The 18,911-nt window shown below is 58.3% G+C and carries 23 protein-coding genes; 12 read left to right on the plus strand and 11 right to left on the minus strand.

Features of this window, described 5'->3' with window-relative positions:
* Positions 1-7: 7 nt before the first annotated feature.
* A complete protein-coding gene (locus tag J5276_RS05540) occupies positions 8-928 on the minus strand; it encodes a methylenetetrahydrofolate reductase (protein ID WP_112154617.1) in 921 nt (306 codons plus the stop codon).
* 105 nt (positions 929-1,033) lie between these two features.
* The gene (locus tag J5276_RS05545) at positions 1,034-1,810 is read right to left on the minus strand and encodes a formyl transferase (RefSeq protein ID WP_112154618.1); all 777 of its coding nucleotides are present in this window, start codon (positions 1,808-1,810) and stop codon (positions 1,034-1,036) included.
* Between the two features lie 192 nt (positions 1,811-2,002).
* On the opposite strand from J5276_RS05545, the gene J5276_RS05550 reads away from it, so the two are divergent.
* Positions 2,003-2,164 carry an entericidin A/B family lipoprotein gene (locus J5276_RS05550; RefSeq protein ID WP_003515706.1) on the plus strand — a complete coding sequence of 54 codons (162 nt, stop codon included), beginning with the start codon at positions 2,003-2,005 and terminating at the stop codon, positions 2,162-2,164.
* Between the two features lie 136 nt (positions 2,165-2,300).
* Positions 2,301-3,068: a phosphodiester glycosidase family protein gene (locus J5276_RS05555; protein WP_112154619.1), complete on the plus strand. Its 768-nt coding sequence runs from the start codon at positions 2,301-2,303 to the stop codon at positions 3,066-3,068.
* A 1-nt stretch (position 3,069) separates the two neighbouring features.
* Here the strand turns inward: J5276_RS05555 and J5276_RS05560 are convergent, their stop codons facing one another.
* A complete protein-coding gene (locus tag J5276_RS05560; protein WP_003515702.1) occupies positions 3,070-3,420 on the minus strand; it encodes a hypothetical protein in 351 nt (116 codons plus the stop codon).
* A gap of 390 nt (positions 3,421-3,810) precedes the next feature.
* A complete protein-coding gene (locus J5276_RS05565; protein ID WP_219256699.1) occupies positions 3,811-4,065 on the minus strand; it encodes a hypothetical protein in 255 nt (84 codons plus the stop codon).
* A gap of 10 nt (positions 4,066-4,075) precedes the next feature.
* Here J5276_RS05565 and J5276_RS05570 point away from each other — a divergent pair, with 10 nt between their 5' ends.
* Both J5276_RS05570 and J5276_RS05575 read left to right on the plus strand, forming a co-directional pair.
* Positions 4,076-5,479 (plus strand): L-serine ammonia-lyase, encoded by a 1,404-nt coding sequence (locus J5276_RS05570; protein WP_013636313.1) that lies wholly within the window; start codon positions 4,076-4,078, stop codon positions 5,477-5,479.
* Between the two features lie 65 nt (positions 5,480-5,544).
* Complete coding sequence (locus J5276_RS05575) at positions 5,545-5,982, plus strand: DUF1489 family protein (protein ID WP_013636312.1); 438 nt, start codon at positions 5,545-5,547, stop codon at positions 5,980-5,982.
* Positions 5,983-6,077: 95 nt separating this feature from the next.
* Here J5276_RS05575 and J5276_RS05580 read toward each other — a convergent pair whose 3' ends face one another.
* The 3 genes from J5276_RS05580 to J5276_RS05590 form a co-directional block, all read right to left on the minus strand.
* The gene (locus tag J5276_RS05580) at positions 6,078-6,686 is read right to left on the minus strand and encodes a transglutaminase-like cysteine peptidase (RefSeq protein ID WP_019566128.1); all 609 of its coding nucleotides are present in this window, start codon (positions 6,684-6,686) and stop codon (positions 6,078-6,080) included.
* A 755-nt stretch (positions 6,687-7,441) separates the two neighbouring features.
* Positions 7,442-8,059, minus strand: a complete 618-nt coding sequence (locus J5276_RS05585) for a PilZ domain-containing protein (RefSeq protein WP_080798355.1) — start codon at positions 8,057-8,059, stop codon at positions 7,442-7,444.
* Positions 8,060-8,242: 183 nt separating this feature from the next.
* Positions 8,243-8,800, minus strand: coding sequence for a PAS domain-containing protein (locus J5276_RS05590; protein ID WP_112154621.1), 558 nt, complete (start codon positions 8,798-8,800; stop codon positions 8,243-8,245).
* A gap of 360 nt (positions 8,801-9,160) precedes the next feature.
* Between J5276_RS05590 and J5276_RS05595 the strand changes: the two genes are divergently transcribed.
* Positions 9,161-9,934: a rhomboid family intramembrane serine protease gene (locus tag J5276_RS05595; RefSeq protein WP_038491286.1), complete on the plus strand. Its 774-nt coding sequence runs from the start codon at positions 9,161-9,163 to the stop codon at positions 9,932-9,934.
* A gap of 154 nt (positions 9,935-10,088) precedes the next feature.
* Positions 10,089-10,523, plus strand: a complete 435-nt coding sequence (locus J5276_RS05600; protein ID WP_003515681.1) for a CBS domain-containing protein — start codon at positions 10,089-10,091, stop codon at positions 10,521-10,523.
* 136 nt (positions 10,524-10,659) lie between these two features.
* Here J5276_RS05600 and J5276_RS05605 read toward each other — a convergent pair whose 3' ends face one another.
* The 3 genes from J5276_RS05605 to folE form a co-directional block, all read right to left on the minus strand.
* Entirely contained in the window at positions 10,660-11,586 is a 927-nt protein-coding gene (locus J5276_RS05605) for a patatin-like phospholipase family protein (protein ID WP_038491283.1), read from the minus strand.
* A 98-nt stretch (positions 11,587-11,684) separates the two neighbouring features.
* Positions 11,685-12,137: a phosphoribosyl-AMP cyclohydrolase gene (gene hisI, locus J5276_RS05610; RefSeq protein ID WP_013636306.1), complete on the minus strand. Its 453-nt coding sequence runs from the start codon at positions 12,135-12,137 to the stop codon at positions 11,685-11,687.
* A 27-nt stretch (positions 12,138-12,164) separates the two neighbouring features.
* Complete coding sequence (gene folE, locus J5276_RS05615; protein WP_003515674.1) at positions 12,165-12,791, minus strand: GTP cyclohydrolase I FolE; 627 nt, start codon at positions 12,789-12,791, stop codon at positions 12,165-12,167.
* A 283-nt stretch (positions 12,792-13,074) separates the two neighbouring features.
* Here folE and J5276_RS05620 point away from each other — a divergent pair, with 283 nt between their 5' ends.
* From J5276_RS05620 to thrS, 4 genes are all read left to right on the plus strand, one after another.
* Entirely contained in the window at positions 13,075-13,521 is a 447-nt protein-coding gene (locus J5276_RS05620) for an iron-sulfur cluster assembly scaffold protein (protein WP_112154658.1), read from the plus strand.
* A 3-nt stretch (positions 13,522-13,524) separates the two neighbouring features.
* Positions 13,525-13,884 carry a membrane protein insertion efficiency factor YidD gene (yidD, locus tag J5276_RS05625; protein ID WP_112154622.1) on the plus strand — a complete coding sequence of 120 codons (360 nt, stop codon included), beginning with the start codon at positions 13,525-13,527 and terminating at the stop codon, positions 13,882-13,884.
* The gene (locus J5276_RS05630; RefSeq protein WP_111790291.1) at positions 13,881-14,402 is read left to right on the plus strand and encodes a DUF1697 domain-containing protein; all 522 of its coding nucleotides are present in this window, start codon (positions 13,881-13,883) and stop codon (positions 14,400-14,402) included. Before yidD ends, J5276_RS05630 begins: the two co-directional genes overlap by 4 nt.
* A 132-nt stretch (positions 14,403-14,534) precedes the next feature.
* Positions 14,535-16,538: a threonine--tRNA ligase gene (gene thrS, locus J5276_RS05635; protein ID WP_112154623.1), complete on the plus strand. Its 2,004-nt coding sequence runs from the start codon at positions 14,535-14,537 to the stop codon at positions 16,536-16,538.
* A gap of 57 nt (positions 16,539-16,595) precedes the next feature.
* Here the strand turns inward: thrS and J5276_RS05640 are convergent, their stop codons facing one another.
* Positions 16,596-17,576: a hypothetical protein gene (locus J5276_RS05640; RefSeq protein WP_003515664.1), complete on the minus strand. Its 981-nt coding sequence runs from the start codon at positions 17,574-17,576 to the stop codon at positions 16,596-16,598.
* 110 nt (positions 17,577-17,686) lie between these two features.
* On the opposite strand from J5276_RS05640, the gene J5276_RS05645 reads away from it, so the two are divergent.
* Positions 17,687-18,268: a nitroreductase gene (locus J5276_RS05645; protein ID WP_025593669.1), complete on the plus strand. Its 582-nt coding sequence runs from the start codon at positions 17,687-17,689 to the stop codon at positions 18,266-18,268.
* On the plus strand, positions 18,268-18,879 hold the full coding sequence (locus J5276_RS05650; RefSeq protein ID WP_025593667.1) for a flavin reductase family protein: 612 nt from the start codon (positions 18,268-18,270) through the stop codon (positions 18,877-18,879). Before J5276_RS05645 ends, J5276_RS05650 begins: the two co-directional genes overlap by 1 nt.
* The last annotated feature ends 32 nt before the right edge of the window (positions 18,880-18,911 follow it).

Below are 18,911 nucleotides of genomic sequence, written 5' to 3' on the forward strand. Positions count from 1 at the left end.
GGTGGGCCTAGATCGCTACCGTGCCCCGCCTTGCGGAAAAGTCCGCATCGCCGATTTGCCAGCTTCCACGACCGGCCAGCCAGTCTGCCGAATTCTGTAGCCCACCAAATGGGAAAACGTGTATTTGCCGGATCGGCCCTGCCGGATTTGCCTGCCAGTGCCGTTCGATAGGGCCGACCACGCTTTCCGGTGAATGGCCCTTGGCCAGCGTCGTCAGGGAGAGCGCGTTCTTTTTCAGATAGGCGATGGAATTGCCGACGCCGCAGAGAGCTGCATATTTCAGCAGCGTCGTGATCCTGGCCGGACCGGAGACGCCGATATGCACCGGCAAGTCGATGCCGGAGGCGGCAAGTCCTTCCGCCCAGGCGATGAAGCGCGCGGGGTCGAAGCCGAACTGGGTGACGATGCGCATTGCCGCATCGCTTCTTTCGGCAAAATCATACTTCAACTTCAAGGCGGCCGTCGCCGTCTCATCGCTGAAATCGGGGCTGCCTTCGGGATGGCCGGCGATTGCAATCTGATTGATCCCGCAGCGATCGAAGATGCCGGTCGACAGCATATCCATGCTGGATGTGAAGGGTCCAGCCGGCGTCGCGACGCCACCGCCGACTACCAGCACATCCGACACACCCGCTTCGCCTGCCAGCCGCTTCACCTGCTCCTCGAATTGCACGCGAGACGATATGCGCCGTGCCGCGAGATGCGGCACTGGTGTGTAGCCGAGATCGCGGAGGTGTTTTGCAGCGTCGACCAGCCTGTCCTGCGAGGCCTGTCCGGTGTCTGTCAGATAAACACGCACGCCCTGTGGAAAGATACCGGCAAGACTTGCCGGGCCGAGCACCTGTGCGGGTGAGGCTTCAATGGAGGCGGCAATGGCGGGAGAGGTCGAGATATCGTGCAATTTGAATTTGGTCCTTTTCCTTATCATGCACCGGTTTTTTGCCCACGTCTTTGCCTGTTGCGGCAAGACAGCCCTGCATCTGCGACGAAGCTTGATTTCATCTGTTTGGCTGGCGGCAATGGGTGGTTGTCCTCACCAGACACGTTTGGTGAGGCCGTTCCACAGCCATGTCCAGATCGTCGGCGGAAACCGCAGCACCGATTTGCCAGGCAAGGGCGGTTGCGGCGCAAGGCTGCCGGAAAGGGCGTCCTCGATAGCGCTGACCGCAATATCGACCGAGGCGGCGGTCAGAAGCAGGGGGTAGGTGGCTATGGTATCGGAAGGCGAGGGCTTCAGCCGCTTTTCGTAAAGGGTTGCGCCGGTATCCACGCCCTTGTCGACCAGATGCACGGTCGCACCGAAATTACCCCGGTCCTTTTCCACCAGCGCCCAATAACCGCCCATCTGGCCGCGATAGGCGGGATTGATGCCGGCGTGGAAGTTGATGACCGGGCAGCGCAGAGCTTGAAGGGTTGCCGGTGTCAGAAGGCGGCAGGAAATGGTGAAGATCGCCGCCGGTTGCAAGGTGTTGATGGCCTTGTGGCACTCTTCGTCGTTCAGGGAGGCAACATGTGTAACAGGAACTGCCTGGCCGAGATCGGCAGAGAGGCCATGTTCGGCAATGATCTCATTGGTGCGCCGAACAGTGAAGCGTTTGCCGAGCCGGGAGGCGATCATCGTCGCCATCTGGCCTGCGGCTGTCACCCAGCCGAGCCGCCGCGCCCGTCTTTTCAGAATGGCCGATTTGCTTTCCGCCTGCTCCACGATGACATGGATATCCGGAAACCGGGCGGCCAGCGCATTGATCATGACATTGGGGTTCAGCCCCCCCGCCGTCATCACCAGTAGCCGATTGTTTATCTCAGTCATGTCACCCACACGATTTTCCCGATCATGATCCCTGCGCCCGAGTTTCCCTCGCGAAGTTAAAAACCATGTTAATTTTCACCGACGGGATTTTTTCAAACGCCGGTGGAACCGATTTCCAATGCTCACGTTATTGTGACGCATATCACATCGGCGCTTGCCTTTGGACGGCAAGTCATAGGGGAGTTATTTCAAATGATCACACGTATTCTTTCGACAGTTTTCGTGGCTTTGTTGACCGTCGTGACCTTGAGTTCCTGCGGTAATACCATTCGCGGCGTTGGCCGGGATACGGCAAATGCAGTGGACGCCACGCAGGACGCAGGTCGTAGCGTAGACCGCGCCGCGCGTCGCTAAAAGTCTCTCCCCTCCATGGTCTGGCGTCTCCCTGAATGAAGGGGACGCCTTTTCTTTGACCTGATTTCACCGTCACAGTTCATGTGTAAGAATCGCGCCGTACTAAGATGGGGCGAGAGGGCATGAGCGGGCGTTGATGAAAAGACTGGTGACGAAAAGACTGATTAGCTTGCTGCTGCCATTGCTTTTGCCGTTTTCGGCTAAGGCGGGCGGACAGGTGGATTTCTGCAAAACCATGGAGCATTCGGGCGGACGTTACATCGTCTGCAGTTTCGATCCGGCGAAAAGCGTGATCCGGATTTACGACCGCGATCATGTCTCGGGTGAGGGATATCGCTCCTTCTCCGATCTCTCCTCCGCCCTGTGGCGGCAGCACATGTTCAGCGTCTTCGCCATGAATGGCGGCATGTATCATTCCGACTATTCTCCCGTTGGCCTTTTTGTCGAAAACGGCGTCGAACGTTCGCCGATTATTACCGGCGGCGGGTGGGGCAATTTCCATCTTCTGCCGAATGGCGTGTTTTATCTGAAGGGTGCAATGGCGGGCGTTCTGGAAACACAGGCCTATGTCTCTGCCGGCTTGAAGCCGGATTTTGCCACCCAGTCCGGCCCGATGCTGGTGATCGATGGAAAGCTGCATCCGCGATTTCTGCCCGATAGCGACAGCCTGAAACGCCGCAACGGCGTCGGCGTGTCGCGCGATGGCATGGTGCATTTCGCGATTTCGGAAAACACCGTGCGTTTTTACGACTTCGCGACGTTGTTCAGGGATGCGCTGGATGCGCCAAACGCGCTGTATCTCGACGGGACGATTTCCAGTGTCGACATTCCTGCGATGAAAAGGCGCGATTCCCTGTTTGCCATGGGGCCGATTATCGCTGTCGTCGACAGGGTGCCTGACTAAGTTAGATCGGCGCCTTGGGGTAGGCTTTTTCGAGGCCTGCCGATGCCGTCAGTCCCTTGCGGAAGGCCAGATAGGCAGGATGCTGGCTGGCCTTGGCCGCTTCCGTGATGCGTATCTGCAGGCGGGCAGGGGCGTTACAGCCCAGCCATTCGCCTGATGTCTCCAGTTTCAGACTGTTAAGGAAGCGGGCATTGGCCTGTTGATCGAGATAGAGATTGAGGCCGGCCAGCAGGTTTTCATCCTGCAACACGTTTTCCATCAAAAGCAGCACCCATGCCTTGTCCTCGCTTGCAAGCGAGGCAAGTTTCGATGCGACCGTCTCGCGGTCCGGAAAAGATGATGCCTGCTGCATGTAATGACGAATCCCGTTGCCGTTTTCTGTCGATAAGGCACAGCCGAAAGGCTTTCAAGGCACAACAGTCCGGACACTGAAATTCAACTCTGGGATGCCGATTGCCGCTGGCTTCAACAGGCGTTTGTGCGAAACCTTCATAAACCAGTTACACTTTGGTTCAAATTGAGGCGAACGGCAAAAAGGGGTAACCCGAAAGCCCCGATCTAAAGCCTTGTTTTTTCACACACCTATGCAACTGACGAATGGCAGCCCGTCAAAAACGCCTTCATTTAGCCGCTTTTTGCATTTGCGTTCTGCGCCGGATTTTAATAAATGCTTCCCCCAACGGGCCCGGTCTTGAAGATCGCCCGGAGAGTGAATAGCTGGAGTAATCATGGAAGAAACCGCTCAGAAATCCTGTTGGGCCGTCACCTTGCGCGCGCTTGCAGGCTTTGCCGCATTTCTCGCATTGACGTACATTTTTGGCAGCCCATAAACACTTCTCATGAATGACGGGTTTTGAGACGGCGCGGTTTCCTCTGGAAACCGTGCTGTTTTCGTTTCTGCGGCCTGTATGTCGCAGCTGCAAAAGCCGGTGCCGCTCTTTTGTGGCGATCCGTCGCGGCTTTGGATATGATGGCGGTGGAATCCATTCTTATTCAAGGTAAGCCTCATGTTTCTTTCGGTCTTCGACGTCTTCAAGATCGGTATCGGTCCTTCCAGCTCGCATACGATGGGGCCGATGACGGCGGCGAACCGCTTTCTTGCGCTTATCCTCGGTGATGAATGGCCGCGTCCGGCGGGTGCTTCCGTGTCGCGCCTGAAGGTCAGCCTGCACGGTTCGCTTGCCTTTACCGGCATTGGCCACGGCACCGGCCGTGCGGTCATTCTCGGCCTGACGGGCGAGCGGCCGGATCTCGTCGACCCCGACGCCATGGACCCGATCATCGAAAAGGTTGAAAAGGCGGGCACCGTGTCGCCACCCGGCCACCCCTCCTATGAGTTCAACCCAGCCGAGGATCTGGTCTTCGACAAGAAGAACCCGCTGCCCGGCCATGCCAACGGCATGACCTTTTCCGCCTTCGACAATCAGGGCAGGCTGCTTCTCAAGCGCATCTATTATTCCGTCGGCGGCGGTTTCGTCGTGACCGATACGGAACTGGAAGCGATCAAGCAGCGCGGCAAGACCATCGATAATGGTCCGCGCGTGCCTTATCCGTTCGCAACGGCGCGGGAAATGCTTGAGATGGCGGGCCGCTCCGGCCGCACCATCGCCCAGATGAAGCGCGCAAACGAAGAAACGGTAATCTCCCGCGACGAGCTGAACGAGCGCCTCGACCAGATATGGGAGGCGATGAACGGCTGCATCGAGCGCGGGCTGAAGGTGGACGGCATCATGCCCGGTGGCCTGAAGGTGCGCCGCCGTGCCCGCTCCATCTACGAGAAGCTGAATGAGGAATGGCGCAGCAACCGGCTCAATCCTGTCATGGCGAATGACTGGTTGAGCGTCTATGCCATGGCCGTGAACGAGGAAAATGCTGCGGGCGGGCGCGTGGTGACAGCGCCGACCAACGGCGCTGCGGGCGTCGTTCCGGCCACAGTCCGGTATTTCCGGCATTTCCACGAGGATGCGACCGTTGACGATGTTCGCGATTTCCTGCTGACGGCGGCCGCAATCGGCGGCATCATCAAGCATAATGCATCTATTTCAGGTGCCGAGGTCGGCTGTCAGGGCGAGGTTGGGTCCGCTGCCGCCATGGCGGCCGCAGGCCTTGCCGCCGTCATGGGCGGTTCGCCAGAACAGGTGGAGAATGCCGCCGAAATCGCGCTCGAGCATCACCTCGGCATGACCTGCGACCCGATCGCCGGTCTGGTGCAGGTGCCCTGCATCGAGCGCAATGCGCTGGGTGCGGTGAAGGCGGTAACGGCGGCTTCCCTGGCGTTGAAGGGTGACGGCCAGCATTTCGTGCCGCTCGATGCCTGTATCGAAACCATGCGCCAGACCGGCAACGACATGAGCGACAAGTACAAGGAAACTTCCACCGGCGGTCTTGCCGTGAACGTTGTGGAATGCTGAGCGGGCAGGGCGTCAGGCATGGTCCACATGCTTGACGCCCGACGCAAAAAGGCATTGATAAGCATATGCCTCTACATCTTATAAAACTTTGCGTCGGCGCGGATTCACTCCAGGATTTGAGAGACTGGGTCGCGCATCGCTCGCTGACCGCGATCGCCGCTGGCCTTGAGCCGCACAGCGTCCACACCACGCGGATGATCCCGAAACGGCTTGACGAATTGCTGGAAGGCGGTTCGCTCTATTGGGTCATCAAGGGCCAGGTGCAGGCACGGCAGAAACTTCTCGACATACGTTCCTTCAAGGGCGACGACGGCATTACCCGCTGCGATCTCATTCTCGGCCCCGAGGTGATCGAGACGTCGCCTGCGCCGAAGCGGCCGTTTCAGGGCTGGCGCTACCTCAAGGACAACGAGGCCCCACGCGATCTCGGCGGCGGTGATTTCGGCGGCGAGGAGATGCCCTCCGACCTCAAGCGGGAACTGGCCGAACTAGGCCTTCTCTGATCGTCAATGGATGTGATTGAAATGAAAAAGCCGGCTTCCTTGCGGAGCCGGCTTTTTCATTTGGGGAGACGGTATTTGCGTGGGTTTGGGTGGCTTCAGTTGATGCCGCCAACCGCAGTGGTGGCGCGGCCATCCTGTATTTTCACCCAGCGTCCGGGATTGGCGGTGTCCTGACGCTTCAGGTAGGTATATTCGGTCTCCGACCAGTTCATGACCTTGTTGCGCATGTTGTCGAGGACGAAATCACCGCGATCGGTGCGAACGGTCAGAACTGCATGGCCTTCGCCATTCGGCTGCAGAACAACCGTGATCAGCAGGTTGTTGGCGGAGAAGCCCTTGTTCATCAGCATCTTGCGCTTCAGAAGCACGAAATCTTCGCAATCGCCGACCGTGGTGGGGTAGGCCCAGCGCTCTTCGACGCCGTAGATTTCCATGTCGGTCATCGGCGTGATCGTGGTGTTGGCGGTATAGTTGACGTCGAGCATCGTCTTCCAGCGCTCTTCGGTCAGTTTCATCGGGCCGTTATCCAGCGATGTCGGCTGGCATTCGCTCTGATAGGTCTGGCAGAACTCGTAGTGGCCGATCGGCGGGTTGGCCTTGCCGATCACGCGCATGGCGGCGGATGGCGAAGCGCTGGCCTGATGGGCGATGGCGCTGACGATGAATGCGATCAGAAAGAAACCGAAACGGTTGTTTTTGTTCATTGCTTGTCTCCCCGTGTTGAGGAGACACTCGCATGTATATTTTGACCCCGCGGAAAGATGCGCGTGTCAATTTGAGCTTATATTTCAGCAAATTAGCGGTTGTTTTGAACTGTATTCGAGTTAGTTTTTACGTGTGTTTGAAGCAAATTTTATTACAATTTTACGCATCTCGACCTTAGGTTTTTGGTAGCCATTTAGGCCGCTGTATTGAAAGCGATTTTCGGCACAGAGATATTTTTGCGATGCTGAGTAGTCAGGCCGCGGAGCGTATCGAAGACGCGGATTTCCCGTTTTGGGATTGGTGTTTCAAGTCGGGACAGAGCAAAAAGGCAGCGAAAAAAACTTCAAGAAAACTGTTTTTTTCTTGGAAAAAAAGCCTGGAGCGGGATTTTCCAGTGCGGTTTTGCGCGAGAACTAACGCAAAATGGAGCGCGCCGGTCACTCTGACCGGATAGCACGGAAGTCAGCTTCAGCGGAATCCAAAGTGCGGGAAAGCAGTATTTTAGAGTGTCAGCGCAAATGCACGAGCGGCATTTTTGTAGACGAAAGCAGTCTGCTCCCATCATTCCGGCCTTGAGCCGGAATCGGATCGATGTGCGCCTGCGTGGCGGGAAAAGCTCTTTCGGCGCAGAGACTTGTGCTGGCTGTATTCCGGCTCACGGCCGGAGCGCCGGAAAGCGATAGCCGTGACAAGATCTGGCGAATGCCGCACTTGCCGCACGGACATACCGCTCCACTGTATTACGGGAAATGACCTAGAGAAATTCGATCAGGGCGTCGGGCGACTGGACCCGGTCGAATTCGACCGCAACGCCTTCCATGAAGTGGCGTACGATCTTGCCGCTCATGTTCTTGCCAAGCTGGACCCTGGTGCCGAGTGGAGGCCGGTTTTCGATCTCGATGGCTGCGCCCGACAAGGAAAGGTCGATCAGCCGGCAGGCGAGAAGCACGCCGTCTTCCAGCATCAGATGTGCCCGGGTATTGCGTGGTGTCAGGCGGTCGTGGCGGCGGTCTTCCGGCAGGCCGAGCAGCTGGCGCTTGGCGATCCATGCGAGCTGGGCGGCCAGCTTTTCCCGCTTGCGTTCGGGCGCATTGATGGCAATGACGAAGCCTAACGCGGTAAGCGCCGTAACCGTTCCTTCGATGCGGCCGATATGCTGGAGATAGGAGATGACGCGATCACCGTTGCGCGCAATGCCCGAGCAGGCGAACAGCGCTCTTTCGGCGGTCATCTCGGTTGCGGTGCAATCATATTCCTGGTGATCGGGCAACATGAGGCGGCCGGTGAAGGACACACGGACGGGATCGTCGAAGTGAACCTCTTCAACCGGACGCAGGGTTTGGGCAGTGTTGACCGAACGTGATGAGAACATGGCAGCGCAATTGTAACCAGTGATGATGACAAATCTCTACGCCGCCCGGGTTAACAGACTGTATTGTTTAACCCTTACAATTTTTGCAATCGTCAAAATCGTTACAGCTTTGACGTATTTCTTACGAAATTCCGGCGCGATCATACGCGATCCACCCTCACCATGCGGGGTGGGATGCGGCAGTCAGCGGGTTACCGCATGCGGCATCACAGCGGTTCGCGCATTCGTAGAATACGTTGTCGGCGCGATATCCATGCGTAGCAGGCGGCTGCTTTTCATGACGAGGCAACTGATCGGTGCTGCGAATTCGTGACGGGGCCGCTCCGGCAGCAGCGCTCCGAGCAATCTCGGGGCTGTGTCATTATCCGAACTTAGCGGCAAGAGCAGCATTTCGAAAGCAAGCGGCGCCGCGCCATGGTCGTCCTCCGCTTCGATATCGAACACCACGGGCAATTGATGTTGCAGGATGCCGCGTGCGACACGGCAGGGGAAGGTGGCACTTGCCGCCGGCCACAGATCCGAGAACGGGCTGTCCCGCAATTCCCGGCCGAACAGGTCGCACAGGTGCGTGCCTGCAAGGCGGAAGAATGGCGTCCTTTCTCCCTTGTCCGTCAGGATGAAGAGGTCGCCGAGATGATGTTTCAGCTTTGCGGGATCGAAGTCTTCTCGGAGGGGCGCAGGTTTATTGCCGCGCAGCGTGTCCCAATAGGCATATATCTCCAGTCCGGCCATGCTCTTCATAGCATCGTTCTCCATGTTCGTTTTTGGGACATCATGTCCATCCGAACGTCTGTTACTTGTGGTGTAGCGAATTTCATGCCAACCGATTTTGTTAAGGTTAACAAATGGTTGAGATTGCGTAACGACCAAGGTCGTGGCATCGCTGCGGCCATGTCGGGGACATGCTCCCAGTCAGCACAATTGATGCTTTCGCCCGTAATTTTACGGCGGGCGTGCAGGCCGGACTGCCCTTTGGGTACAGGCGCTTGAACCGATTGCGGTTTTTGCGTCGTGGCCCGAAAAGCAGGACGGCTTTTTTTTCGCCCGGGCTTCCTATATTGCTCGGGGGACGCAAATTTCCACAAAAACAGGGATGGAATCATGTCCAACGGCGACGGCGAACAGCCGCCGGTTTCGGAAAGTCAGGAACTGAAAGAGGACGCACATAATCCCGTCTTTAACCTGCCGCCGCTTCTGGTCGGCATATTGGCGGCGCTGCTCTTGGCCTTTGTGGTTCCGGCCTATCTTCTTTCGGAGGATGGCAACGGCTGGTTCATCTTCACCTTCGGCTTCATTCCGCTGCGTTACGCGGTGCCATTATCCCAGCAGGGGCTGGAATGGCTCTGGACGCCGGTGACATATTCTTTTCTGCACGGCGGCATCGAGCATATTCTTTTTAACGGATTGTGGTTGATGGCCTTTGGCGCACCGGTTCTGCGCCGGATCGGAACGCTTCGCTTCGTACTGTTATGGTGCATATCCGCCGCCGTTTCAGCTTTTGGCCACGCGGCGCTGAACTGGGGCGATGTGACGGTTCTGATCGGAGCATCTGGTGTCGTTTCGGCGCTGATGGGAGCCGCATGCCGTTTCGCTTTCCCGTCACGCGGCGGCTACAGCGCCTCTTTCGGCCATCTGATGCCGAGGCAGAGCATTGTCGCGGCGCTTTCGAACAGGACGGTGCTGATCTTCACGCTGATGTGGCTTTTCGGCAATGTCCTGATCGCGGTCGGCGTGCCGCTGTTTGGCGATGTCGGCGGTGAAGTCGCCTGGGATGCGCATGTCTTCGGCTTTCTGCTCGGCTTCCTGTTCTTCGGCCTGTTTGATCGCCCGATCCGCGGGAACCTTTCCAGTGGAAGTGTGGAACAGCCGCTCTAGGGCGATCACGCTCCTTGTCGGCCGTGGCGCAAATTTGCTTGTGCAGGTCCCATCCGGGATTGCATTCGCATAGGCCTCAGCGCACCATGTTCCATGATTTGCAACCGCGGAGAGACTTTGCCGCGTTGCAGATTGCTGACAGGAGGAGGAAGGCATGGCAACATTCGTAAAAGATCTTCTCGACCGCAAGGGCCGGAATGTCGTGACTGTGGGACCGAGCGTAAGCATCGGCGAGGCGGCAGCAACGCTGAATGCGCACAAGATCGGTGCACTCGTCGTGACCGATGCCGACGGCGTCGTTCTCGGTATTTTCACGGAACGCGATCTGGTGAAGGTCGTGGCAGGCGAGGGCGCTGCCTCCCTTCTGCAATCCGTTTCGGTGGCCATGACGAAGAACGTCATCCGCTGTCATCACAATTCCACCACCGACGAGTTGATGGAAATCATGACCGGAGGGCGGTTCCGCCATATTCCGGTTGAGGACGACGGTCGTCTTGCCGGCATCATCTCCATCGGTGACGTGGTAAAGGCGCGGATCGGCGAGATCGAGGCGGAAGCCGAACATATCAAGGCCTATATCGCCGGATGAGGTTTCGTTTCCGGCGCGTCCGCAATAGTCATTTCGAAACGACTACGTCATTCCTGTGACACGCGCAGGAATGACGGCCTAGGAGGCTGCGGCTACCGCAAGCTGGAATGCTCAGCACGTATATTTGTAGTGTAAGTTAGCGTCGGAACGCCTGCTGCATGCGCTCCAGCTCGGGAACGCGGGCGCGTGTTTCCTCGTATCCCCTGTCGATGGCTTCGCTGGCGCGATGGAATTCCGACAGGCCGATATCGTTGATACGGGGATGCAGCATAAGGTCGGGCGGGTCGCCCGCCAGACGCGAGCGCGAAATCCGGTCCTGAATGATATTGAAGGCCTGCACCATGACGCCCGGCAGGCCGGGGCGCGGCGGACCTTCCAGGGAAGGTGCTGCGCCATTCGGGGGCGAAGAGGAATGTTTGACCACGGCAGAGCGGCCGAACAGATCGTAATTGAGATTGACGGCGACGACGAGCGCCTGCTCATAGGCCCTGCAGACCGAAACCGGCACGGGGTTGACGAGAGCGCCGTCGATCAGGGTGCGGCCGTTGCATTGCACGGGCTCGAAAATTCCGGGCAGCGCATAGGATGAGCGCAGTGCGGTGACGAGGTCGCCCTGGTGAATCCAGACCTCGTGTCCGGTGCGCAATTCCGTGGCTACGGCGATGAAGGGGTGCTCGAGGTTTTCAACGCGCAAGCCTTCGAGATGCTCCTGCATGCGCTTGGTCAGCCGCATGCCGCCGAAGAGACCGCCGCCGCCAATCGTCAGATCGAGCAGGCCGGCAATGCGCCGCATCGTCAGCGAACGGGCAAATTCCTCCAGCTCATCGAGCTTTCCGGCGAGATAACAACCGCCGACCAGCGCGCCGATCGAGGTTCCGGCAATCATGCCGATTTTTACACCGGCTTCGTCTAGTGCCCTCAGGACGCCGATATGGGCCCAGCCGCGCGCAGCACCACCGCCGAGCGCAAGCGCAATCCGGCGCGTATCAACGATCTCGTTGACGATTGTTTCGGTGTTGCCAGCCGCAAGAGCATTGTGACGATTGCTTCCCCAGCCCAACATGACCGTACACTCCCTGCCTGCTCCCAGGACCCGGTCTGTTCCTCCCCGAATCCTGAATTATTGGTAGCAAATTGGTGCGGCGGATGGAAGGTGGCCGTTCACGTGCCAGAATAGGTAGTCGCCGGGTCGAAATGGCGGGTATCGTCGGTGATTCTGGTGACGGCATTGCCATCGGCCAACTCGACCGTGCGGTAGAAGCAGGAGCGGCGGCCAGTATGGCAGGTTGCGTCATGACCGGCGACGGAGACCTTCAGCCATACGGCGTCCTGATCGCAATCGGTACGGAATTCCTTCACCGTCTGCAGGTTGCCGGAGGTTTCGCCCTTTTTCCAGATCTTGTCGCGGGAGCGGCTGTAATAGTGGGCGATGCCCGTTTCCAGCGTCAGCGACAGGGCTTGCGCATTCATATGGGCGACCATCAGCAATTCACCATCACGCGCATCGGTGACCACGGCGGTGACAAGGCCGTGGGCATCGAATTTCGGTGAGAAGAGACCTGAATTTTCAAGCACTTCCTTGTCCGCAGGCGCGGACGGAAACGAAATGGACATTGCTACCCCGGGGAAAAAGCGGAACCGTTAGCGGTTCCGCACCATGGTCATGAAGCGCACCTGCTCTGCCGGGTCGTTCTTGAAGGTGCCGGTGAAGCTGGTGGTGAGGGTCGTGGACCCCTGCTTGTTTACGCCGCGCATGGACATGCACATATGTTCGGCGTCGATCATGACGGCCACGCCGCGCGGCTTCAGAGTTTCCTCGATGGATCTTGCGATCTGCGCGGTCATGTTTTCCTGCGTCTGCAGGCGGCGGCCAAAGATTTCGACGACACGGGCGATCTTCGACAGGCCGAGCACGCGCCCAGCCGGAAGATAGGCGACATGCGCCTTGCCGACGATCGGAACCATGTGGTGTTCGCAATGGGAGAAGAAGGGGATGTCGCGCACCAGCACCACATCGTCATAACCGCCAACTTCCTCGAAGGTCGTGCCGAGAACGTCCTGGACGTTCAGCTCATAACCGGCGAAGAGTTCGCGATAGGCCTTGGCAACGCGCTTCGGCGTGTCCAGGAGTCCTTCGCGGGCGGGATTTTCTCCTGCCCAGCGCAGAAGAACGCGCACTGCTTCTTCCGCTTCCGTCTGGCTTGGGCGAGCCTCTGCCACATCGGGTTTTGCGCCAGCGCCGGGGAAATTCTTCACGATCGCATCCATTCCGTCTCTCCCGATGCGGGTCAAGGCCGCACCTGAACTTTGTTTTTCGTAGCGGGGACTTCGTCCACCGTTGCTGCTATCTGGTTGTTTTACAGCATTTTGGCAAGGCCGATGCTGATATTTCGGTATCGGAGCCGTTAATTTCATATCGGCTTGATGTCCAGAAAGCTCGTTAGCATATAATGGGAATGAAGGGCAGGAAAGCTCCACTGCGACAAACGCTGTGTTTGAAAAATATATCCTGTCCCGTTTTTGGGCATTCTTGAACGCCGGATACCTGATGATGGACGATATCTACAACAACCGAATTCTGGAATTTGCCGGAAATATTCCGCTGACCGGCGTGCTTGATGATGCCGATGCCAGCGCTGAAAAACACTCGCGGCTGTGCGGCTCCAAACTCAAGGTCTATCTGAAGGTGGAAGGCGGCATCGTCACGGCTTTTTCACATGAGGTTCGCGCGTGCGCGCTCGGCCAGGCATCCGCCTCGATCATGGCGCATCATGTCGTCGGCGCTTCCAGCGGTGAGATCCGGCAGGCGCGGGAAGACATGCTTGCCATGCTGAAACAGGGCGGCGACGGGCCGACAGGCCGTTTCGAGGATATGAGGGTGCTTTCACCCGTCCGGGATTTCAAGGCACGCCACGCCTCGACCATGCTGACCTTCGAAGCGGTGGTCGATGCTCTCGACCAGATCGAAGCCCGGCCGGTTCTGAACGCTGCGGGTTAGGCGATGTGCGGTGAACCGGACTGCGGACATCAGAAGACGGGGGATAAGGTCGGGCGATCCCGCAACTGGGGGGGAGTGTTTGCGAAGACCCCAGGCCGTCTTTTCGGCGTTGGCTTCATTCGGCTCTATCAGCTGACTTTGTCGGGTTTCGTCGGCAATTCCTGCCGCCACATTCCCACCTGTTCCGAATATGGCTATGAGGCGATCGCCCGCCACGGACTTTGGCCGGGCGGGTGGATGACGCTGTTTCGTGTCGCGCGTTGCGGTCCGGGCGGCACCAGCGGGCTGGACCCCGTGCCGGAAACACTGGGCGCTGACAAGCACTGGTGGACGCCCTGGCGATACTGGATGCTGCATCAATGACCTATGTCGCTCTTCTGCACAGCATCGTGCTCGGGGCGGGCAAGCGGCTCATCATGGCCGATCTGCGTGAAATGGCGCAGGAGCTGGGCTTTGAGGAATGCAGGACGCTGGTTGCGACCGGAAATCTGGTCTTCCGTGCACCGGAGGCGCCTGTCTGCGAAATCGAGGATGCGTTGGAGCGCGCCTTTGAAAAACGGTTCGGCAAACACGTCGATATTCTCGTTCGCTCAGCGCCTGATTGGCTTGCCCTGACTGCTACAAACCCGTTTCCGGACGGCAATCCACCGGATGTCTGCGTAAGGGTGATGCGCAAGCCGCTTGCCGGGGATTATCTTGGACTCTTGGAGAAGTATTGCAAGAAGGAAAAGATCGCCATTGTCGGCGGTGACCTGTGGATCGACTTTTGCGGCAAGCCAAGCGAAAGCCGGCTTCTCTCTGCGCTGACCACGAAGAAGCTCGGCATCGGCACGACCCGCAACGCCAATACCGTCAATGGAATTGCCGAAATGCTTCGCTGAGCCGCCGTTCACCTTTGACTGGAACGGGAAAATTCTTTATCAGCCTGCCTGCCCATCTGCGAAAGAGGGCGTTCTTTTTTATTCCAACACCACCCGCATTCGTTGGCGGGACTGGATCAGGAGCATTCGACGATGTCACAAACCGTTTCCCTTACATTTCCCGATGGTTCCGTACGCAGCTATCCCGCCGGCACGACCGGCCGCGAGGTCGCCGAATCCATCTCCAAATCGCTTGCGAAGAAGGCTGTCGCCATTGCGCTTGATGGCACCGTGCGCGATTTGTCCGAGGCAATCACCGATGGCAAGATAGAAATCGTCACGCGTGAGGACAGCCGCGCGCTGGAACTCATCCGCCACGATGCCGCCCACGTCATGGCCGAGGCCGTGCAGGAGTTGTGGCCCGGCACGCAGGTGACGATCGGCCCTGTCATCGAGAACGGCTTCTATTACGACTTTGCCAAGAACGAACCTTTCACGCCGGAAGATCTGCCGAAGATCGAAAAGCGGATGAAGGAGATCATTCAGCGCAACAAGCCGTTTACCCGCGAAGTCTGGTCGCGCGAGAAGGCCAAGGAAGTGTTTGCCGCAAAGGGCGAAAACTACAAGGTCGAGCTGGTCGATGCCATTCCCGAAGGTCAGGACCTGAAAATCTATTATCAGGGCGACTGGTTCGATCTTTGCCGCGGCCCGCATATGGCGTCCACGGGTCAGGTCGGTACGGCCTTCAAGCTGATGAAGGTAGCCGGCGCCTATTGGCGTGGTGACAGCAACAATGCGATGCTGTCGCGCATCTACGGCACCGCCTGGGCGACCCAGGAAGAGCTGGACAATTACCTGCACGTTCTGGCCGAAGCCGAAAAGCGCGACCACCGCCGTCTTGGCCGGGAAATGGACCTGTTCCATTTCCAGGAAGAAGGTCCGGGCGTGGTCTTCTGGCACGGCAAGGGCTGGCGCATGTTCCAGACGCTGACGGCCTATATGCGCCGTCGGCTTGCCAATACCTATCAGGAAGTCAACGCGCCGCAGGTGCTGGACAAGTCGTTGTGGGAAACCTCCGGTCACTGGGGCTGGTATCAGGAAAACATGTTCGCGGTGAAATCCGCCCATGCCTTTACCCATCCCGATGACGAGGATGCGGATCAGCGCGTCTTTGCCTTGAAGCCGATGAATTGCCCCGGCCACGTGCAGATCTTCAAGCATGGCTTGAAGTCTTACCGCGAAATGCCCGTTCGCCTTGCTGAATTTGGCAACGTCCATCGCTACGAAGCTTCAGGTGCACTGCATGGCCTGATGCGCGTTCGCGGCTTCACGCAGGACGATGCGCATGTCTTCTGCACGGAAGAGCAGATGGCGGCGGAATGCCTGCGCATCAACGACCTGATCCTCTCGGTCTATGAGGATTTCGGTTTCAGCGAGATCGTCGTCAAGCTTTCGACCCGTCCGGAAAAGCGTGTCGGTTCCGACGATCTCTGGGACCGTGCCGAAAGCGTCATGATGGAGGTTCTGAAAACCATCGAGGAACAGTCCGGCGGCCGCATCAAGACCGGCATTCTGCCGGGCGAGGGCGCTTTCTACGGGCCAAAGTTCGAATATACGCTGAAGGATGCCATCGGTCGTGAATGGCAGTGCGGCACGACGCAGGTGGACTTCAACCTTCCGGAACGTTTCGGCGCCTTCTATATCGACCAGAACTCCGAAAAGACGCAGCCGGTGATGATCCATCGCGCCATCTGCGGCTCGATGGAGCGCTTCCTTGGTATCCTGATCGAGAACTTTGCCGGTCACATGCCGTTGTGGTTCGCGCCGCTTCAGGTCGTGGTCGCGACGATCACCTCGGATGCGGACGATTATGGCCGCGAGGTTACCGAAGCACTGCGCGAGGCGGGTATGGCTGTCGAAACCGACTTCCGCAACGAGAAGATCAACTACAAGGTCCGCGAGCACTCGGTGACCAAGGTGCCGGTCATCATCGTCTGCGGACGCAAGGAAGCGGAAGAGCGCACCGTCAACATCCGCCGTCTCGGTTCCCAGAACCAGACGCCGATGTCGCTCGAAGACGCGATTACAAGCCTCGTGGAAGAGGCGACGCCGCCGGATGTGAAGCGCAAGCTTGCGGCGAAGAAGCAGGTTGCGTGACAAAAAACAACGGCCCCTTCGGGGGCCGTTTTCGTTACTGGCTGAGGGTATTGACGCCTATTCGAAATCGCCGGTCATGTCTTCCGGCGCCTGATCCTTCATCAGCACTTCCACATCGGCGTCCCGGCCTGACGTGACCTTGAAGTTGCGCTGGTAGACCTTGTCCTTGTTGCGGGCCATGGCGGTATATTCGCCTTCCGCCAGAACCATGGTCGAAAATGCGCTGACGCTTTCGTTCACAACGTCGCCGCCGCCGTTCAGCACCGACCAGGCCGTATCGGCAATGGCTTCGCCGCCCTGTTCGGAGACGAGCTTGAGCGTGATCTGTGCCGCCTGATGCTGCAGGGTCGCTTCGGTCAGCTTGCCTGCCTCCACCTGAATATCGGCGCGCACCACCGCATTGACGTTGCCGTATTCGGAAACGACATGATAGGTGCCGGCATTGAGGCGAACGACGGTGTTGGGCTTGATGTCGGCCATGACAAGGCCGCGCTCGCCATCCGGTCGGGCGTCGGAGGAATAGACGGAAAATTTGAGCTGGTTAGCGGAGATCTGTTTGTCGGAACCCGCGATCGCATTCAGAACGAAACCGCCAGCATCGAGAATCAGCACCTGTTTCTGGACATTACCGGAGCTCGGAACATTGAGTTTCTTGGTAACACCTGCGCGCCCGAAGGCAACGTTGACGAAATATTCGCCGGGTACCAGATGGAACTGCGCCGAACCACCCTCGGAGCTTGCCAGCATCGGCAACTTGCCGTCAGCGCCCGGAATGGGGCTGAAGACGCGCCAGGAAAGGCCTTCCTTCACCGCTTCGCCTTCACTCGTCAGTTTCGCTTCCATGTCGATATCACGGGCGGTGCTTGCGGGGGCATTCGGGGCGGTAGGAGCGGTGAAAGCATTGAGTTTCGGCATTTTAGGCGTGCCGCCAAGCTGCTTGAAGTCCTTGAAAGCGTCTTGCGAAAAGGCTGCCTGTGATAAAACGCCGATCGCGGCGAACGCAATGGCCAGACGTGCCGCGATTTTGATTGCCGACATTTTCGATACCGATTGACTTCTTGATTTTCCCGCATCACTTCAAAACCAATGCCGTGGCTATTTCAAGGCCCATAATTTCGCGATGACAGCACAATGGAAGAATTTTGATCATGACAAGTGACATCAAGCTCCTCGACTATCTCAAGGTTCGCCGCTCCACCCCCGCCCTGCAACTTGCCGAGCCGGGTCCATCGAAAGCGGAAATCGAGGAAATCCTGCGCCTTGCCGTGCGCGTGCCTGACCATGGCAAACTGGCGCCGTGGCGCTTCATCGTTTATCGCGGCGAAGACCGCGTGCGTCTGGGGGAAGAAGCGCTCCGGATCGCGCTTGAGAAGAACCCGGAACTGGACCTGCAGCAGCAGGACGCGGAGCGCACCCGCTTCACGCGCGCTCCCGTCGTCATCGCCGTCATCAGCACCGCCAAGCCGCATTTCAAGATTCCGGAATGGGAACAGATCATGTCCGCCGGTGCGGTGTGCCTCAATCTCATCTTCGCCGCCAACGCCAATGGTTATGCGGCGAACTGGCTGACGGAATGGCTTGCCTTCGACCCGGCCTTCCTGTCGGAACTGGGGATTGCCGCAGACGAGAAGGTCGCCGGATATATTCATATCGGCTCAACGACATTCCCGCTTGTGGAGCGGCCACGGCCGGAGCTTGCGGATGTGGTAACCTGGGTTGGGGACGTCTGATGTTCTACACCACCGACACCAACCAGCACGGCCTGCCGCATGATCCGTTCAAGGCTATCGTCGCGCCCCGGCCGATCGGCTGGATTGGCTCTAAAGGCCGGGACGGCTCTTTCAACCTGTCGCCCTATTCGTTTTTCAACGCGATTTCGGACCGGCCGAAGCTGGTGATGTTTTCCTCCAGCGGGCGCAAGGACAGTCTTCGCAATGTCGAGGAGACCGGTGTCTTCACCGCCAACCTCGTCAGCCGCCACCTCGTCGACCGGATGAACGCGTCTTCCGCGCCGGTGAACTATGATGTCGACGAGTTCCGGCTTGCCGGTCTGACTGCCGTTGACGGGCGGGTGGTGGATGCGCCTTTCGTGGGGGAGGCGCTGGCCGTTCTGGAATGCCGCGTGACCGAGATCATCCAGCTGAAGGACATCGACGGCACGCCGGCGGATTCCTGGATGGTGATCGGGCAGGTCATGGCTATTCACATCGACGATGCGATCATTCGTGATGGTCGCATCGATATGGGACTGGCACGTCCGGTTGCCCGAATGGGTTACATGGACTACTGCGACGGCGGCAGCGACGTGTTTCAGTTGAAGCGTCCGTCTACTGCGCCGTAGAACTTCTTCGCCGGCAACTGTTAAATTTTATG

Origin of the sequence: Agrobacterium sp. S7/73, assembly GCF_019355535.1 — a bacterium.
Lineage (GTDB): Bacteria > Pseudomonadota > Alphaproteobacteria > Rhizobiales > Rhizobiaceae > Agrobacterium > Agrobacterium tumefaciens.

What these genes read in the sequence shown, in the direction of transcription:
- J5276_RS05540 (WP_112154617.1), bottom strand. Translation starts at nt 928, where the DNA reads ATGATAAGGAAAAGGACCAAATTCAAATTGCACGATATCTCGACCTCT.
- J5276_RS05545 (WP_112154618.1), bottom strand. Translation starts at nt 1,810, where the DNA reads ATGACTGAGATAAACAATCGGCTACTGGTGATGACGGCGGGGGGGCTG.
- J5276_RS05550 (WP_003515706.1), top strand. Translation starts at nt 2,003, where the DNA reads ATGATCACACGTATTCTTTCGACAGTTTTCGTGGCTTTGTTGACCGTC.
- J5276_RS05555 (WP_112154619.1), top strand. Translation starts at nt 2,301, where the DNA reads ATGAAAAGACTGGTGACGAAAAGACTGATTAGCTTGCTGCTGCCATTG.
- J5276_RS05560 (WP_003515702.1), bottom strand. Translation starts at nt 3,420, where the DNA reads ATGCAGCAGGCATCATCTTTTCCGGACCGCGAGACGGTCGCATCGAAA.
- J5276_RS05570 (WP_013636313.1), top strand. Translation starts at nt 4,076, where the DNA reads ATGTTTCTTTCGGTCTTCGACGTCTTCAAGATCGGTATCGGTCCTTCC.
- J5276_RS05575 (WP_013636312.1), top strand. Translation starts at nt 5,545, where the DNA reads ATGCCTCTACATCTTATAAAACTTTGCGTCGGCGCGGATTCACTCCAG.
- J5276_RS05580 (WP_019566128.1), bottom strand. Translation starts at nt 6,686, where the DNA reads ATGAACAAAAACAACCGTTTCGGTTTCTTTCTGATCGCATTCATCGTC.
- J5276_RS05585 (WP_080798355.1), bottom strand. Translation starts at nt 8,059, where the DNA reads ATGTTCTCATCACGTTCGGTCAACACTGCCCAAACCCTGCGTCCGGTT.
- J5276_RS05590 (WP_112154621.1), bottom strand. Translation starts at nt 8,800, where the DNA reads ATGAAGAGCATGGCCGGACTGGAGATATATGCCTATTGGGACACGCTG.
- J5276_RS05595 (WP_038491286.1), top strand. Translation starts at nt 9,161, where the DNA reads ATGTCCAACGGCGACGGCGAACAGCCGCCGGTTTCGGAAAGTCAGGAA.
- J5276_RS05600 (WP_003515681.1), top strand. Translation starts at nt 10,089, where the DNA reads ATGGCAACATTCGTAAAAGATCTTCTCGACCGCAAGGGCCGGAATGTC.
- J5276_RS05605 (WP_038491283.1), bottom strand. Translation starts at nt 11,586, where the DNA reads ATGTTGGGCTGGGGAAGCAATCGTCACAATGCTCTTGCGGCTGGCAAC.
- hisI (WP_013636306.1), bottom strand. Translation starts at nt 12,137, where the DNA reads ATGTCCATTTCGTTTCCGTCCGCGCCTGCGGACAAGGAAGTGCTTGAA.
- folE (WP_003515674.1), bottom strand. Translation starts at nt 12,791, where the DNA reads ATGGATGCGATCGTGAAGAATTTCCCCGGCGCTGGCGCAAAACCCGAT.
- J5276_RS05620 (WP_112154658.1), top strand. Translation starts at nt 13,075, where the DNA reads ATGGACGATATCTACAACAACCGAATTCTGGAATTTGCCGGAAATATT.
- yidD (WP_112154622.1), top strand. Translation starts at nt 13,525, where the DNA reads ATGTGCGGTGAACCGGACTGCGGACATCAGAAGACGGGGGATAAGGTC.
- J5276_RS05630 (WP_111790291.1), top strand. Translation starts at nt 13,881, where the DNA reads ATGACCTATGTCGCTCTTCTGCACAGCATCGTGCTCGGGGCGGGCAAG.
- thrS (WP_112154623.1), top strand. Translation starts at nt 14,535, where the DNA reads ATGTCACAAACCGTTTCCCTTACATTTCCCGATGGTTCCGTACGCAGC.
- J5276_RS05640 (WP_003515664.1), bottom strand. Translation starts at nt 17,576, where the DNA reads ATGTCGGCAATCAAAATCGCGGCACGTCTGGCCATTGCGTTCGCCGCG.
- J5276_RS05645 (WP_025593669.1), top strand. Translation starts at nt 17,687, where the DNA reads ATGACAAGTGACATCAAGCTCCTCGACTATCTCAAGGTTCGCCGCTCC.
- J5276_RS05650 (WP_025593667.1), top strand. Translation starts at nt 18,268, where the DNA reads ATGTTCTACACCACCGACACCAACCAGCACGGCCTGCCGCATGATCCG.